Origin of the sequence: Pseudomonas sp. NPDC087342 (genome assembly GCF_044744265.1) — a bacterium.
Classification (GTDB): Bacteria; Pseudomonadota; Gammaproteobacteria; order Pseudomonadales; family Pseudomonadaceae; genus Aquipseudomonas; species Aquipseudomonas nunensis.
Map to the genome: position 1 here is coordinate 344,939 of NZ_JBIUXZ010000002.1, position 14,892 is coordinate 359,830.

General features: G+C 60.1%; 16 protein-coding genes. 6 read left to right on the forward strand and 10 right to left on the reverse strand.

Annotated elements, in window-relative coordinates:
- Positions 1–6 precede the first annotated feature (6 nt).
- From ACIOYV_RS09490 to ACIOYV_RS09500, 3 genes are read left to right on the forward strand one after another with little or no spacing between them, the layout of a single operon-like run.
- Positions 7–1,227: a colicin E3/pyocin S6 family cytotoxin gene (locus ACIOYV_RS09490; RefSeq protein WP_401323140.1), complete on the forward strand. Its 1,221-nt coding sequence runs from the start codon at positions 7–9 to the stop codon at positions 1,225–1,227.
- A 7-nt stretch (positions 1,228–1,234) separates the two neighbouring features.
- Positions 1,235–1,489, forward strand: a complete 255-nt coding sequence (locus ACIOYV_RS09495; protein ID WP_401323142.1) for a colicin E3-like toxin immunity protein — start codon at positions 1,235–1,237, stop codon at positions 1,487–1,489.
- The gene (locus tag ACIOYV_RS09500; protein WP_401323145.1) at positions 1,486–1,755 is read left to right on the forward strand and encodes a pyocin S6 family toxin immunity protein; all 270 of its coding nucleotides are present in this window, start codon (positions 1,486–1,488) and stop codon (positions 1,753–1,755) included. The genes ACIOYV_RS09495 and ACIOYV_RS09500 overlap by 4 nt, the downstream gene beginning before the upstream one ends.
- 70 nt (positions 1,756–1,825) lie before the next feature.
- Here ACIOYV_RS09500 and ACIOYV_RS09505 read toward each other — a convergent pair whose 3' ends face one another.
- Positions 1,826–2,290 (reverse strand): glycine zipper 2TM domain-containing protein, encoded by a 465-nt coding sequence (locus tag ACIOYV_RS09505; protein WP_213937447.1) that lies wholly within the window; start codon positions 2,288–2,290, stop codon positions 1,826–1,828.
- A gap of 166 nt (positions 2,291–2,456) precedes the next feature.
- Between ACIOYV_RS09505 and ACIOYV_RS09510 the strand changes: the two genes are divergently transcribed.
- The gene (locus tag ACIOYV_RS09510; RefSeq protein WP_163908840.1) at positions 2,457–2,693 is read left to right on the forward strand and encodes a hypothetical protein; all 237 of its coding nucleotides are present in this window, start codon (positions 2,457–2,459) and stop codon (positions 2,691–2,693) included.
- 5 nt (positions 2,694–2,698) lie between these two features.
- Here ACIOYV_RS09510 and pdxH read toward each other — a convergent pair whose 3' ends face one another.
- From pdxH to dinG, 5 genes are all read right to left on the reverse strand, one after another.
- On the reverse strand, positions 2,699–3,346 hold the full coding sequence (pdxH, locus tag ACIOYV_RS09515) for a pyridoxamine 5'-phosphate oxidase (RefSeq protein WP_054046956.1): 648 nt from the start codon (positions 3,344–3,346) through the stop codon (positions 2,699–2,701).
- Between the two features lie 23 nt (positions 3,347–3,369).
- Positions 3,370–4,494, reverse strand: a complete 1,125-nt coding sequence (locus ACIOYV_RS09520; protein ID WP_401323150.1) for an OmpA family protein — start codon at positions 4,492–4,494, stop codon at positions 3,370–3,372.
- A 113-nt stretch (positions 4,495–4,607) separates the two neighbouring features.
- Positions 4,608–5,753: a serine hydrolase domain-containing protein gene (locus tag ACIOYV_RS09525; RefSeq protein ID WP_054615947.1), complete on the reverse strand. Its 1,146-nt coding sequence runs from the start codon at positions 5,751–5,753 to the stop codon at positions 4,608–4,610.
- A gap of 276 nt (positions 5,754–6,029) precedes the next feature.
- Positions 6,030–8,525: a beta-galactosidase gene (locus ACIOYV_RS09530; RefSeq protein WP_401323155.1), complete on the reverse strand. Its 2,496-nt coding sequence runs from the start codon at positions 8,523–8,525 to the stop codon at positions 6,030–6,032.
- Positions 8,526–8,620: 95 nt separating this feature from the next.
- Positions 8,621–10,765 (reverse strand): ATP-dependent DNA helicase DinG, encoded by a 2,145-nt coding sequence (dinG, locus tag ACIOYV_RS09535; protein ID WP_163908837.1) that lies wholly within the window; start codon positions 10,763–10,765, stop codon positions 8,621–8,623.
- A gap of 99 nt (positions 10,766–10,864) precedes the next feature.
- Here dinG and ACIOYV_RS09540 point away from each other — a divergent pair, with 99 nt between their 5' ends.
- Positions 10,865–11,329, forward strand: coding sequence for a CopD family protein (locus ACIOYV_RS09540; protein WP_054615950.1), 465 nt, complete (start codon positions 10,865–10,867; stop codon positions 11,327–11,329).
- 131 nt (positions 11,330–11,460) lie between these two features.
- Here the strand turns inward: ACIOYV_RS09540 and ACIOYV_RS09545 are convergent, their stop codons facing one another.
- The 4 genes from ACIOYV_RS09545 to ACIOYV_RS09560 all read right to left on the reverse strand — a co-directional run bounded on the left by ACIOYV_RS09545 (position 11,461) and on the right by ACIOYV_RS09560 (position 14,152).
- A complete protein-coding gene (locus ACIOYV_RS09545; RefSeq protein ID WP_401323158.1) occupies positions 11,461–12,219 on the reverse strand; it encodes a collagen-like protein in 759 nt (252 codons plus the stop codon).
- Positions 12,212–12,490 (reverse strand): DUF1145 domain-containing protein, encoded by a 279-nt coding sequence (locus ACIOYV_RS09550; RefSeq protein ID WP_054046970.1) that lies wholly within the window; start codon positions 12,488–12,490, stop codon positions 12,212–12,214. Before ACIOYV_RS09550 ends, ACIOYV_RS09545 begins: the two co-directional genes overlap by 8 nt.
- A 150-nt stretch (positions 12,491–12,640) precedes the next feature.
- Positions 12,641–13,363 carry an OmpA family protein gene (locus ACIOYV_RS09555; RefSeq protein WP_401323160.1) on the reverse strand — a complete coding sequence of 241 codons (723 nt, stop codon included), beginning with the start codon at positions 13,361–13,363 and terminating at the stop codon, positions 12,641–12,643.
- Between the two features lie 93 nt (positions 13,364–13,456).
- On the reverse strand, positions 13,457–14,152 hold the full coding sequence (locus ACIOYV_RS09560) for an OmpA family protein (protein ID WP_163908835.1): 696 nt from the start codon (positions 14,150–14,152) through the stop codon (positions 13,457–13,459).
- Between the two features lie 190 nt (positions 14,153–14,342).
- On the opposite strand from ACIOYV_RS09560, the gene ACIOYV_RS09565 reads away from it, so the two are divergent.
- Positions 14,343–14,840, forward strand: a complete 498-nt coding sequence (locus tag ACIOYV_RS09565; RefSeq protein ID WP_054615951.1) for a DUF6231 family protein — start codon at positions 14,343–14,345, stop codon at positions 14,838–14,840.
- Positions 14,841–14,892 lie beyond the last annotated feature (52 nt).

A 14,892-nucleotide genomic window follows, 5' to 3' on the forward strand; every position in this document is an offset into this window, starting at 1 on the left:
CGATCAGTGGCTGGCAACAAGGACATTCCCCGGGTTAAAAACCCGCCGTCAGGTGACGGACATCGCGTCACCTACCGCTTTATGACCTCCGCCGAGCTGGCCGAGCGTGACGCACGGCAGCAAGCCTACGACGACATGCTCGCGAGGCAAGCGGCGTTCGAACGCACTCTTCCAGTCACTTCTTCTAAGGACGAAATCGTTCGCGCGGGTTGCGTCTTCGCCAAGTCCTGCAAGTTGCCGGACGCGATCATCGATTACGCCAATCCTTCTGGGATGGTGCCCACCGACAGCCTCAACGATTACGGGGAAGTCGCCTGGCTCGGTGCTCGCGAGGCAGACGATGCAGGGCTGCTGAATCTGCAAACGATCAGCGCCAATACCCTCCCGCTGGGCATCGGACATATCGCTTTACGCGCCACGGCCATTTCTGCCTTGCCATCCATAGGCGCAGCAGGCGCCACCGTATTGGCCGGTTTGGTCGCGTTGTTCTGGACGCCGAGCCTGGGCGATAGCGCGCTCTATACCGAAGATCAACTGCGCGCACTGAAACAGGCTCGCACGCGTGTTCGGTTAAGGGTCGAGCAACAGGCTGACGGCAATCTCAAGGGTTACGCCTTTTACACCGGCAAGAACCGCGATTGGGAAATGGTCGATGTCGCGCAGTTCGAGTTACGCGGCAGTCAGCAGGTGGCGGACCTTGGGGATGGCATTGAACTGATCTGGACGCCGGCAGTGGATGGCTCCGACATTCTCGGCATTCCTGCTTTGGAAGCTGCACCGCAAGCACCGCATATCTGGGTTTATCCGCCGACGGAAGCAGCGGATAGCATCATCGTGAACCCGGTTTACCCGCCTGAATACAAGGATTTCATTCTTGTGTTTCCGGTGGGGTCGGGGGTTAAGCCGGTTTACATTGTTGTTAACGTCTCTGGAAGAAAACTTCCGAACCCTGATCACGACTATCACTCACCACCTGAAACAGAAGAGATCACAGGCTTTTCAGGGTTGAAGGAGGTTAAAAAGAAAACACCCAAACAAGGGGGCGGTGGGCTGCGGTCACGTTGGATGGATGCTAAAGGACGGACGATTTACGAGTGGGATTCCCTGCACGGTGAACTAGAGGCATACCTCGCTAGCGATGGCAGTCATCTAGGTTCTTTCGATCACACGACAGGCGAACAAATAGACCCACCCAAGAAGAAACGAAGCATTAAAAAGTACTTGTGAGGATTGTATGGGCTTGAAAGTCAGTTTGGATTGGTACGATAAAAAAACAGAAATTGCGAAAGGGAAAGAATACTCCGCAGATTTAGCCGACGACGGCTCAATAATTGACGCGTTAGGCTTGATGAATGAAGGCAATATTTATGACGGTGGTTTCGATTTGAAAGCAGACTGGGTTCCGAAACTTCAGCCCTTGTTTACTCACAGAATTGAACCCGCTACCTTCGATTACCAAATATCGTTTCGGTATAGGAAGGAGTGGTGAGCATCTTTATCGCACTCTCTGGATTCTTCCCCGACCCTGATACAGACAATTCACTACAGTACGAAAAAGATGTACCGCAAGTCTTGGAAAGAACGGTGCTTGAGGCCATGGGCTGGTCGACCCTGTGGGATATACCTGAAGGTGAACACGAGTTATCCCCCACTCAAGCTGTTGCGATTATGCAAATCGTCGACAGCTCTTTCAGAACCGATTTGGTTTATTACCTGGGACTTTGCCAACGCCTAGAGGTATTGAATAAAACCTAAATGGATACCCAGACACAAAAAACCCCGACCAGTCACCTGATCGGGGTTTTCTTTTACCCTTCGCTTCCGCTTAGTGCGAAACGCGACTAGTCCCGCCAACAGTGGAAATCCGCACCCGCTCGCCAACACGGAACACTTCATTCTCCTGAACCTGCTGCACATAGGCGCGCATGCTGCCGTCGTCTTCACGCACGGTAATTTCTACGCCTTGAGTACGCGTCAGGCCTTCTTCAGTGGCCGAACCGATCAAGCCACCCGCAACAGCACCAATAACCGCTGCAACGATGCTGCCGCGACCGCCACCGATGGCGCTGCCGCCAACGCCGCCGACTGCTGCACCGGCGATGCCGCCGATTGGGGTCTTGGTGCCTTCGATTTTCACGGGACGCAGGGATTCGATGGTGCCCATACGAATCGTCTGCACGCGACGCGCTTCGTCACGGGAGTAGGAGTCACCGGTCAGGCTGGACTGGCAGCCGGTGAGCAACATCGCCATCGTGGAAAAGGAAGCAACCAGCAGAACAGACTTACGCATAGCATCAACTCCAAAGGACAGGTATTCATTAAACTCCGCAGCTTGACGCGTGTCACGGCATCGCCCGGATAAAATTGGTTTCATTCAGGCCCGGTACAGGCGCCTCTGAACTCACAACACAGTAGCGTCAAATCCACAAAACTGCGTCGTTGACCCAAGGATTTCCATGGATTACTTCATCATTGTCGTCACGACGGTAGCCGGTTTGTACTTCCACTGGTGGCTGTACGTTCGGATCAAACGCTGGATGGACCGCGATCTGGCGTTAGCGTTGGCCGGGAAAGACGAGCATAAAAAAGCCTTTATGCTCCAGCAACTGGCGAATGCTCAAGCGCAGAAAATCAAGCGTCGGGACCTGCCGCAGTGGCTTGAGGCCGCTGCGGCGGGCTATCCCGGTCGGTAGACTGCTTAAGGTGCCAGACGTTCAAGAATCCAGTCGGCGCCTTGCAAGCGGTAGTTGAGGCGATCGTGCAGGCGGCTCGGACGGCCTTGCCAGAACTCGATGCGCTCGGGGAGCAAGCGGTAACCGCCCCAATGTTCCGGGCAGTGTGGCTGCGTGTCGCTGAAGCGCTGCTCGGTAATCTTGAGCAACTCTTCCAATTCGCCACGATCAGCAATCACCCGGCTCTGCGGCGAAGCCCAGGCACCGAGGCGACTGCCCAGGGGCCGGACCTGGAAGTAAGCGTCGGACTCTTCAGGCGAAACCTTGACTACGCGTCCTTCGATCCGCACCTGGCGCTCCAGGGTCGGCCAGAAGAACGTCATGGCGGCGAACGGGTTCACCGCCAGATGCTGGCCCTTGGCGCTGTCGTAGTTGGTGAAGAAGGTAAAACCCTGAGCATCCAGGCCCTTGAGCAGCAGAATGCGGCAATGGGGCCGACCGTCCAGATCGACGGTGGCCAAGGTCATTGCATTCGCCTCGACCGGCACCTGTTCGGTTTTCACCGCATCGGCGAACCACTGATGAAACAGCGCGAACGGCTCGGCCGGGGCTTGCGCCTCGGTCAGGCCATCACGGGTGTAGTCGCGACGCATATCAGCCAGGGCCTGGGTCATGGCACATTCCTTCTGGTTAACGATCAGTTCTTCGCAGCATCCGCCGCTACGACTTTCTTATCAGCAGCAGCTTTGGCCGGTGCAGCTTTTTTCGCCGGGGTCGCGGCTTTGGCGGGTGCTTTCTTGGCCGGAGCCTTGGCTGCGGCTTTCTTGGCTGGCGCCTTTTTCGCGGCAGGCACAGCGGCTTTCTTGGCGGCCGGTGCAGGCGCTACAGGTGCAACCACTGGTTTGGCGGCCTGGGCAGCGACCATGGTCACCGGCGCCGGGGCTGGCATGTTGTACTTGCTCAGCAACGCCACCATGGTGTTTTGCGGGGTCACCAGCAATTCCACGCGACGATTCAGGGCACGGCCTTCATTGCTGTCGTTGGCGGCACGCGGGGCTTCACCGCCCATGCCACGCAGCATCAGGCGATCACGCTGCAAACCGCTGAGACGGAAGATCGCGGCCACGGCCTGAGCACGTTCCTGGCTGAGTTTGACGTTGGCTGGAACGGCGCCCGAGGTGTCGCTGTGACCGAGGACCAGCACAGCGGTTTTTGGATCGAGTTCGAGAATTTTCGCAACGCGGCTGAACGGGCCCAAGGTAACCGGCAGCAGCATGGCCGGGCGATCCGGGTTGAACGAACTGTCTGCCGGCGCGATGACCACCAGCACGTTTTCACGGCGCTCGAGTTGCAGGTTGCTGTCCTTGATCGCGTCACGCAGGCGCGGTTCGTAATCGTCGAGCCAGGCCTGGGTCACTTTCGGATCGGGCATCGGCACGGCTTTGGCGGTGCTCTGCTCTTTGCCGCCGAACGGCCACCACCACTTGCCACCCGCATCGGCTTCAGCCTTGGCAACGTCGGCTGGCTTGGCTTCGGGTTTGGCTTCAGGTTTGACGTCTGCCTTGGCGACAGGTTTGTCGGTGCTGTCATCGGAACCGAACGGCCAGTACCAATGGCTGCTACTTTCAGCCTTGGCCACTGGCGCGGTGATCGCTGCTTTCACAGGTGCGGGCGCTTGGGCCGGTTCTTTGGCGGCGACGGTGTCGGAAGAGGAACCAAACTGCCACCAGTGGCTACCGCCCTCGGCGTCATTTTGCGGAGTTTGCGCGCAACCGGTGATGGCGAAGCACAGTGCCAAAGCGAGAGTTTTATTGGATGACATTGGATATCCACAAAATGAAGTAATAAACACAGGCCCACATCGGGACCGCATAAACAGACGCTTTGAAACGAAAAAGGTTACGAGGTTCCTGCGCAGGAACGTTCAGCAAAGTTTTACAGACAAGTGGCAAGCACCCGTACGAGCTTCTGCGCGCGTGGATCCATCAAGACATACGGTCCCAAGGTATTTGTCACAAAACCAAAGGCCACATCGTGCTCTGGGTCAGCAAAGCCGATGGAACCGCCAGCGCCCGGATGGCCGAATGCGCGTGGGCCGAGGCCATACGTGGCGTTCGGAACGTCCGGTTGATCGAGCATGCAACCCAGGCCGAAACGGGTCCGGGTCAGCAAAGTCTTGTCCTCACCGAGGCTGTGTTCGCGGGTCAGCTCGTCGAGCATTTCGCTTTCCAGCAAGCTGCCGTCCAGCAGACCGGCGTAGAACCCGGCCAGGCTGCGGGCATTGCCGTGGCCATTGGCGGCGGGTTGTTGCATGCGCCGCCACTCCGGTTTGTTGGTGCTGGTCATGATCGACGGCGGATTGGTGAACGCTCGGGTGGTCATGGCCGTCGGTTCGCGCATGGTCACTTGAAGCAGGCGTTGGGCCGCAGCATCGCCGACGTTGCCCTTGCCCCGGGCGATGTGCGCCACGCGGTGAAACTCTTCGTCTGCCAGGCCGACATGGAAGTCCAGGCCCAACGGCTTGGCGACCCGCGCGACGATGGATTCACCCGGCCCACGACCGTCGGCACGGCGCAGCAACTCGCCCACCAGCCAGCCGTAAGTGATCGCGGCATAGCCGTGACCGTCACCCGGCGTCCACCATGGAGTTTCGGCGGCCAGCGCGTCGACCATGGTTTGCCAGTCATACAGCGCTTCGGGCGCCAGCAACTCACGCAGGGCCGGCAGACCGGCCTGATGGCAGAGCAATTGGCGCAGGGTCACGGATTCTTTGCCGGCAGCGGCGAATTCAGGCCAGTAGCGGGCCACCGGGGCATCGAGTTGCAGCTTGCCTTCGGCGACCAGTTGCAGCGCGGTGACGGCGGTGAAGGTCTTGGTGCAGGAGAACAGGTTGGCGATGGTGTCGCTGTGCCAGGCTTCAAGGCCATCCTTGTCGGAAGTACCGGCCCAGAGATCGAGAACGGTTTCACCGCCGACCTGAATGCACAACGCTGCGCCACGTTCCTGGGGATCGTCGAACAGCGCGGCGAAGGCTTCGCGCACTGCTTCGAACTTAAGCTCGTAATGACCCTGAATCTGCAAACGCAACTCCCCCGGATAAACGCTCTACAAAGTGGTCCGCATTGTTCCAGCCCTAGAGGGTTTTGGGAACAGGGGCGGGCTGGGCGGTGTAGCCGCCCATAGATTTGTTTTTAAGATGTATGCCGTATGTGTGGCGAGGGGGCTCGCCCCCGTTGGGCTGCGAAGCGGCCCCAAAACCTGCAACCGAGGTGTATCAGATACACCGCATGCATTGGTTTCACGACTGCTTCGCAGCCGAACGGGGGCAAGCCCCCTCGCCACAGGCGGTCTTAAACCTTAATGCCCATTCCCGGAATGCCCGCCCGCATGCCCGGCGCCCTGCCCCGGGCCTTTACCGGCATCGGCTTTCCTGCCGCCCTCGGCCGCATGGCTGGCTTTATCCGCCTCGGCCTTGGCCTTCTCGGCCTCTTTACCCAATTGATCGACGGTCGCCAGGTTGCTTTTACGCACGCTGTCGACGAAGCCCTGGAACGGCACATCGGTGATGCCCACCAGGCCGAAGTGGCCGTTCTCGCCATCCAGCAAGCGACCGGTCACCGGTTGATCGAGGTACTGGAACCAGTGCACACCGACAATCGACGGTTCGCTCAACGCCTGTTTGAGGAAGTTGGCGTAGGCCGGGCCACGGTCTTCTTCCTTGGCCAGTTGCGTCACGCCGCCCCAGAACGGGCCGCGATCCGCCGAGCCGAAATTGAACTCGGTGATCAGCACCGGTTTGTCCAGGCTACGCAGTTTTTCGAAGTCGTAACCGTCTTGGGGTTGCAGGGTGTACATGTTGAAACTCAACACATCGCAATACTGCGCGCAGGACTCGACCGCTTCCGGGGTGCTGATGGCGAAACGGCCGCCGAGCAGCAACTGGTTCGGCGCGTGCCACTTGAGCGAGTCGGAAATGGTCTTGAAGTAGGTGTCCGCAAAGACCTTCTGGAAGTATTTGTAGTCGGCTTCGATTTCCGGGTGTTCGGCGCTTGGCAGCGGCGCCACGAAGCCCGGATCTTCCATCAGTTCCCACGCCGGCAGGTCAATGCCCCAGGCTTTCGACAGGCCCGCCTGGTTGCGGTACTTGTCACGCAATTGCTTGAGGAACGCACGTTTGGCCGGCACGTCGGTGGTCATCTTCAAAGTGCCGTAGGCCAGGGCATAACGGGATTTCGGGTCATCACCGGGACCGGCCCAAGCCAACTCGTTGTCGGCAAAGTAACCGATCAGCCATGGATCATCACGATGATCCCGGGCTGCGATGGCCACGGCACGCTCGGTGGCCATGGCGAAACGCGGGTCGAACGGGTCAGGCATACCGCCCCACCAGTCAATGCCGGTGCTGATGCTGGCGTAATCGCCGACGATCGACAGCGGCAAGGTGTACGGCACGCGATCCGCGTTACCCAGCGCCGGATCGCTCCAGTTGCCGACGGTATTGAAGCCCCAGGCTTGCAGGCGATTCAGGGTGTGGTCGGTCCAGCGTTGTTCATCAACCACCGCTTTGCAGGGCTCGGCCGATTTGGCGACGGTGGCTTCGGCGGCGTTGGTCTTGGCGGCTTCGGCGATGCCGGACTCGGCCGTTGAAGGCGCGACAGGTTGCTCGGCGGCTTTTTCCGCTGTCTGTACCACCGCATCAGCCTTGGCCGCTTCGGCCACACCGGCCTTGGTTTCACTGCTCACCGCACAGGGCTGACCATAGATACGCTGCAAGTTAGCGCCATAAAAGTCGTACCAGCGCCCGACGTTGTAGGCCCGGCCCTGATCGGCGCCGTTGCCACCCCGGTTGTCGCCTTCGCCATATTGGTTGGCCAGCGGCTCGTCAGGCTTGGGCAGCGATTCGAACATCCACTCGCGACCGGCGATGTAGGTTTGATCGACGTCCGGGGTAACGGTGTTCACGCCCAGGGAATAGAACGGATGGCCTTCCGGGGTCACCAGATACCAGCGACCGTCACGTTTCTCGGTGCGGAAAAAACCGCTGGCCTTGAACGCCGGGCCTTTGTTCAAGCCACCGAACTTGTCCAGGGACGACTTCTCGCGCTCGGCCAGCCAGGTTTTCAGTTGTTGCTGTTCTTTCGCGGCAGCGGACTTCAGTTGCTCGTCGCTGCTGACTTTCTCCGGCCACTTGGCCCGGGTCGATTGGCCGTAAGCGTCCACCAAAGCGCCATACACCGCTTTGCTCACGTCCTCGCCGTCCTGTACGCCGAAGCGTTCCAGCAGGATGCTCTGGGCGACTTTCGGCTGGTCCATCGACAAACTCACCGACACCACCTGACTGCGATCCAGCTCACCGCTGCTGCTGGCGAGCAACACGCGCTGACCGTCGACCGTCATGGGCATTGGCGGGCCGGCCTTCATGCCCTGGCTCAGCGGCGAACTGGCCACCAACGGCACCAGCAGGGTTTGCGCCGGGCCGGCCGGCAGATCGACGCGGCTGACCAGGGTCTTGCCGTCGTTGCTCTGGATGGTCACGTAGAGGGTCAAGGCCCAGTTCATCGCGCTCTGGACCCGCAGGCTCATGACGCCCGACTGCGACCAGTCCCAGGCGCCGGTCTGCGGGGTCAGGCGCAAGGGAGGCTTGGCCACCGGGTTGAAGGTCACCCGGCGCAGCACTTCGCCTTCGGCCGTTTGCTCGGCGTTGGATTGCGGCAGGCTGGCGTCCTGGGTCGCCACCTGGACCACGTCGGCGGGGCGAACAAAGTTGAACAGCGTCTGCTGGCCGGCGGGTGCGGCGAGCAAGGGCGTTGCGAACAACAGGGCAAATACAGCAGGCAACGAACGACGAATCATGAGAACGAAATTCTCCCTAACGACCAACAATGGCCAATGGAAAAGCGATGACAGAGAGATAGACAACGCGGTGGGCAAAACTGCCCACGCGTGTATCAGGAAATTTCACGCCGGAAGGGAGGCAACGCATTGAGGATCGCTTTGCCGTAACGCTGGGTGACCAGGCGTCGATCGAGCAACGTGATGGTGCCGCGATCTTCTTCAGTACGCAGCAAGCGACCGCAGGCCTGGACCAGTTTCAGCGAGGCGTCCGGCACGGAGATTTCCATGAACGGATTGCCGCCCCGGGCTTCGATCCATTCGGCCAGCGCAGCTTCGACCGGATCGTCGGGCACCGAGAATGGGATCTTGGCGATCACCACGTGCTCGCAATAGGCGCCGGGCAAATCCACGCCTTCGGCGAAACTCGCCAGGCCGAACAGCACGCTGGAATCCCCGCCATCGACCCGCGCCTTGTGCTTGTTCAGGGTTTCCTGTTTCGACAGGTTGCCTTGAATGAACACTTGCTTGCGCCAGTCGCGGTCCAGGCCGTCGAACACGTCTTGCATCTGTTTGCGCGAAGAGAACAGCACCAAAGTGCCCCGCGAGCCTTCGACCAGCGACGGCAAATCACGAATGATTGCGGCGGTGTGGGCCGGCGCATCACGCGGATCGGCCTTCAGGTCCGGCACTCGCAGCACGCCAGCGTCAGCGTGATGGAACGGGCTCGGGACCACGGCGGTCACGGCTTTCTTCGGCAGCCCGGCGCGCATGCGGAAGCGGTCGAACGTACCGAGGGCAGTCAGGGTCGCCGAGGTCACCAGTGCGCCGTAGGCCACGTTCCACAAATTGCGACGGAGCATTTCCGCCGCGAGGATCGGGCTGGCGTTGACCTCGATGTCGAACAGCGAACCGCTTTCGGCCAAGGTCAGCCAACGGGCCATCGGCGGGTTGTCTTCCGGGTCTTCGGCGGTGAACGCGGTCCACAACTCCCAGTTGCCCGAAGAACGGGACAACAGGCTGCCAAACAGCGGATACCACTCTTCGGCCTGGTTGCTGGCGATGCCAATGTTGACCTCGCCGTCCATGCCTTCCTTGAGCAGTTCGGTGAGGCGGGTGAACAAATCGGTCAGGCGCGCGAAGGCCTTCTTCAGCTCGACGCCCATCTCGCGCATGTGCTCGGGAATCACCCCGCCGACGAAACGGTGACGTGGGCGCTCACGGCCTTCGACGTCTTCGCCGGGTTTGAAGTCGGCGACCTGCTCGCACGCGGTGAACATGAACTGCTGCTGGGTCTTGATCTCCCGCGCCAGTTCCGGCACCTGTTCGATCAACTTGCCCAGATCGCCCGGCAACGGGTGCTGGGCCAGCAATTTGGTGAGGTTCTTGGCGGTGGTTTCCAGCCAGTCGGCGGTGGAACGCAGGCGTGTGTAGTGGGCGAAGTGACCAATTGCCTTGTCTGGCAGGTGGTGGCCTTCGTCGAACACGTAAATGGTGTCGCGCGGGTCCGGCAGCACGGCGCCGCCGCCCAGAGCCAGGTCGGCCAGGACCATGTCGTGGTTGGTGACAATCACGTCAACCTTGCCCATGCCTTCGCGGGCCTTGTAGAAGGCGCACTGGCCGAAGTTCGGGCAATGACGGTTGGTGCACTGGCTGTGATCGGTGGTCAGGCGCGCCCAGTCGGCATCTTCGAGGGCGGTGGACCAACTGTCGCGGTCGCCGTCCCATTTATTGCCGGCGAGCTTCTCGATCATGCTGGTGAAGAGCTTTTGGCTCGCTTCATCCACTTCGATCTTGAAGCCTTCTTCTTCGAACAACTGCGCGGTGGCGGTTTGTGCGTGGCCTTCCTGGAGCAACATGTCGAGCTTGGACAGGCACATGTAGCGCCCACGCCCCTTGGCCAGGGCGAAGCTGAAGTTCAGCCCGCTGTTGCGCATCAGGTCGGGCAAATCCTTGTAGACGATCTGCTCTTGCAGGGCCACGGTGGCCGTGGCGATCACCAGGCGTTTGCCCGCAGCCTTGGCCGTCGGGATCGCCGCCAGGCTGTAGGCCACGGTTTTACCGGTGCCGGTGCCGGCTTCCACCGCGACAATCGCGGGGTCGCCACTGCGCCGGCCTTCGTCGTCGGTGTCGATGTCACCGAGGACTTTGGCAATTTCGGCGATCATCAGGCGTTGGCCGTAGCGCGGCTTGAGGCTCTTGGCTTCAAGAAAACGCGTGTAGGCGCCCTGGATCGTAGTTTTGAGTTCGGTGCTGATCATGGATTGTCGGGCGCAAAAAACGCTGGATAAATTTTCAGTGGTTCGGATCGGCGGCTATCATACCGCGCTAATTAATCCCGCGCAGAACGGAGTACCCCAATGACCGCTTTTAGCCTCGTTTACACCCTGCATGTGCTGTCCGCCCTGGTATGGGTCGGCGGCATGTTTTTCGCCTGGATGGTCCTGCGCCCGGCGGCGATGAAGGCCCTGGAAGGACCCGGCCGGTTGAAGCTGTGGGTAGAAGTGTTTCAAGGTTTTTTTCGCTGGGTCTGGGTCGCGGTGGTGGTTTTGCCGATCAGCGGTGTGGGCATGATTCATCTGCAATACGCCGGGTTTGAAGCGGCACCGCGTTATGTGCAGGTGATGATGGGGTTGTACGTGGTGATGACCGCGCTGTTTATCCGGATTCAGGCGTTGTTGCTGCCGGAATTGCGCACAGCGGTCGACGCGCAGGACTGGCCGGCGGGTGCGGCTGCGCTTGGGAAGATTCGCAAGTTGGTGGGGATTAATCTGATTGTCGGGTTGGTGTTGGTGGCAATTGCGGCGGCTCGGCCTATGTTCTAAAAGCTTCGCGGGCAAGCCTCGCTCCTACAGGATTCATGTCGTTCGCGAATATCGCAGACGACTCAAAAACTGTAGGAGCGAGGCTTGCCCGCGAAGACTATCGATCAGACGACACACATTTCAGAAACGGCTTACAACCGCTGAACCGTCACCGATCCCGCCGCACCCGCGGGCCCTGGCTGGCCATCAACGCCCGGGCGCCCACTCTTGCCACCGTCAGCCTTGTACACCAGGCAACCCTTTGCCTTGCCACCGGCACCCGGTTTACCGCCAGGCCCGGCCAGACCACCTGCACCGCCGGCGACTTGAACCTTGATTTGTTCGGCCGGGTAATCGCGCGGCACTTCCAGGCGCACCAGTGCACCGGCCGCTCCAGGCTGGCCGTCGCTGCCATTGCTGCCGTCGAAACCACGACCGGCCTGGCCCCAGGTGCAACCCGGCTCTTCGCCGTTGGCGCCATCCAGACCGACAAACCCCGGTGCGCCGGCACCACCACGCGCGTCTACGATCAGCTTCGGTGCGTTCAATGATTTGATCTGCAAATTCAGGTTACGACCCGAGCGCGCAGCCTTGAGATAAGTCCCCGGCGCACCGCGAGCGGTAATCAGGCTGCCTTCGGATAAATCGGCGCGGCTGACTTTCAGCTCCAGCGCCTGCTCGCCGGGCACGATAGCGATCCGCGCGTCACGCCCCAGGTGCAATTCGCCGATCGTCACTTCCGTCACGTTCGAGGGAATCAGCAAAGTGCCGTAGTCGGCGACTTCGAGTTTTTCCAGCTGCAAGGTGCTGGCCGTGTTGGGCAAGCGCATCAGGGAATTGGTTTCGACGCTCACGACCTGGGCGCAGGCCAATGGGCTGATGAGTGCAGCGAGCAGACAGAGTTTACGCATGGGAAGCCCCTGGTACGGCCGGGGCCGGAATGGTTTGCAGGTGGAAAACGCCAAAGAACAGAATCTTCAAGCGATCACGCCACGGATGGGCGCGACCTTTGAGGCTGCGGTTACACAGCAGCACTTCAAGAAAATGGATAATCGCCAGCAGGGCGCCGGCCATACTGACCAGCAGGTGCAGCGGATTGATAAACGGAATCAGCAGATTGACCAGTACCACCAGCCAGAACAATAGGGTCAACAGCTTCCCCAGCCCCCAAAACACCTTCATACGCTCCCCCGTTGAGAATTATTCTTTGAGCGCACAGTAACGGCTTCCGCAAGGGATAAGCCAGAGGGCAAGAGAAAATTCTTCAACGCGGCCGCCAGATGGCCGACTTTCGGCACCCGGCGGCTCTAGATCAACGTTATGCGTCATGTGTCAGCGGTTGATGTGCAATTCCACACGTCGGTTTTTCGCGCGCCCCTCTTCTGTTTCGTTGTCGGCCACCGGTTCGCTTTCACCTTTGCCTTCGCTGGTGAGTTTGTTTGGCGCCAGGCCCTGACTCAACAGATAAGCCGCCACGCTGCTGGCGCGACGTTCCGACAGAGCCTGGTTATAGGCATCCGAACCTTTGCTATCGGTATGGCCCACCACTTTGATGCTGACCACGTCCGCGTTCTGCAACTTGGCCATCAATGCATCCAGTTGGCTGCGGGCCGCCGGGGTCAGGTCGGACTTGTCGAACGCGAACAGCACGTTGCCGGCATCGCTCAGGGTGATGACTTCGGAGACCGGTGCAGGCTCGACGGGTTTCACGCTGGCCGGGTATTGCGGCAGCGGGCAACCACGATGATCGACCGGGGTATTTTCCGGCGTATCGGGGCAACGATCGCGTCGGTCGAAGACGCCGTCGCTGTCTTCGTCGCCATCCTGGGCGTAGCAGATCAAACCACCGGTCAAGATACCGAGCGCCGCACCACCGGCCGCCCAACCGCCACTTTCGATAGCACCCAGGCCACCGCCGACCAGTCCGCCAATGACGCTGCAGATCGGCCAGGTACGTTGATTCAAGGGGGCAGTGCCATCGCTGTGAGTAGCGCAACCGGTCAACAGGCTGCCAAGCAGCAGAACCGGTAAGACGGTCCGTGTTAGAACGCTCATTTGTGAATGCTCCTGTGTTACCGGCCCATACCGGTTACACAGGAGTAAAGACCCGCATCCGCGACTGCACAAGCCGCGGAGCGGAAGGGACTTTTAACGCTCGATTTTGATTTCGGTGCGACGGTTCTGCGCGCGGCCATCCGCGGTTTTGTTATCGGCCACTGGCTGGCTCTCGCCTTTACCGGTTACCGACACGAAGCTGCTGCGCGGTACGCCATCGTGGATCAGGTATTCCACCACCGAATGAGCACGTTTATCCGACAGTTTCTGGTTGTAGGCATCGCTGCCCACGCTGTCGGTGTGGCCGGTCACGGTCAGGCGCGCGGTAGACGATTCCTGTTTCAGGCGAGTAGCGACTTTGTCGAGCACCTCTTTATCGGATGGAGTCAGTGTGGCTTTGTCGAACTGGAAGTGAACATCGCGGATGACGATGGTTTCTTCCTTGACCACCACGGCCTCTTCAACCACTGGTGCAGGGACTGGCGGAGGGCAACCGTCGGCATCGACCTGCACGCCTTTAGGCGTATGCGGGCACTTGTCGCGGCTGTCCGGCACGCCATCGCCATCTTCGTCGCCATCACCGTGCACCCAGCAATAAGCGGCTGCCGTGCCGCCGACCAGCAGCGCACCATACCCCGCCCATGCTGAACTTTCGGTGGCACCGAGACCGGCACCCACGACACCGCCGACCGCCGCACAGGTCGGCCAGTCGGTTTTCTGCAAACCTGCGCAACCAGTCAACACACTGGTTAGCAGAACCAAGGGTAATGCTGTCCGAACTATGCTCATCTAGTTTTCTCCTGAGGGATCGGCTTAAAACCGATTCAGGGAGTAAAGACCGGAGTTTTAATCTCCGCCAACAATAGGCCACTGCCGTTTTGCCCAATGTTCACGGCAGATCGGCACTTTTGCCTCTCGGTGGCTCTAGGCCCGGACGTTGGGGCAGGCTAGTCTTGGCAGTTCTGATTGAGGATCTTCGATGATTGCAGGTATTTCTTCACGCACGCCCCAGCAGGCATTGGCCGCTTTGCTTGACCGCTATGCCCCGGCGCGCCTGTTGCTGATTGGCGCCAGCCAGTTCCCGGCGCTGGAAGCGTTCAAGCTCGCGCACCCGGACAGTTGCGTCGCTCATGCGGAACCCGGGCCACTGCCGCCAGAGCTGGCGGCGCGGCGCTTTGACCTGGCGCTGGTGGTCGATTGCCTGGAGCACTTGCCCAAACGCGATGGCCTGAATCTGTTGGGTGGGATCCGCAACCTGAACGCCAGTCGCATCGCGGTATTGGCGGATTTGCCGGCCAGCGGCTGGCAGGAAACCGACTTCTTCTCCCTGGCCCTGCAAGCCAGCGAACGCTTCCAGCGCGATGAGCAGGTGTTGACGCTGTTCACCTATGATCTTCTTGACTATAAACAGGTGCCCGACTGGCTCAATTCACGGTTCTGGGCCAATCCGGAAAACTTCGGGAAATACTGGTGGTAACGCAATGATCTGACACCTTGTAAGCGTTAGATCCCCATTGTATTAGATGGCA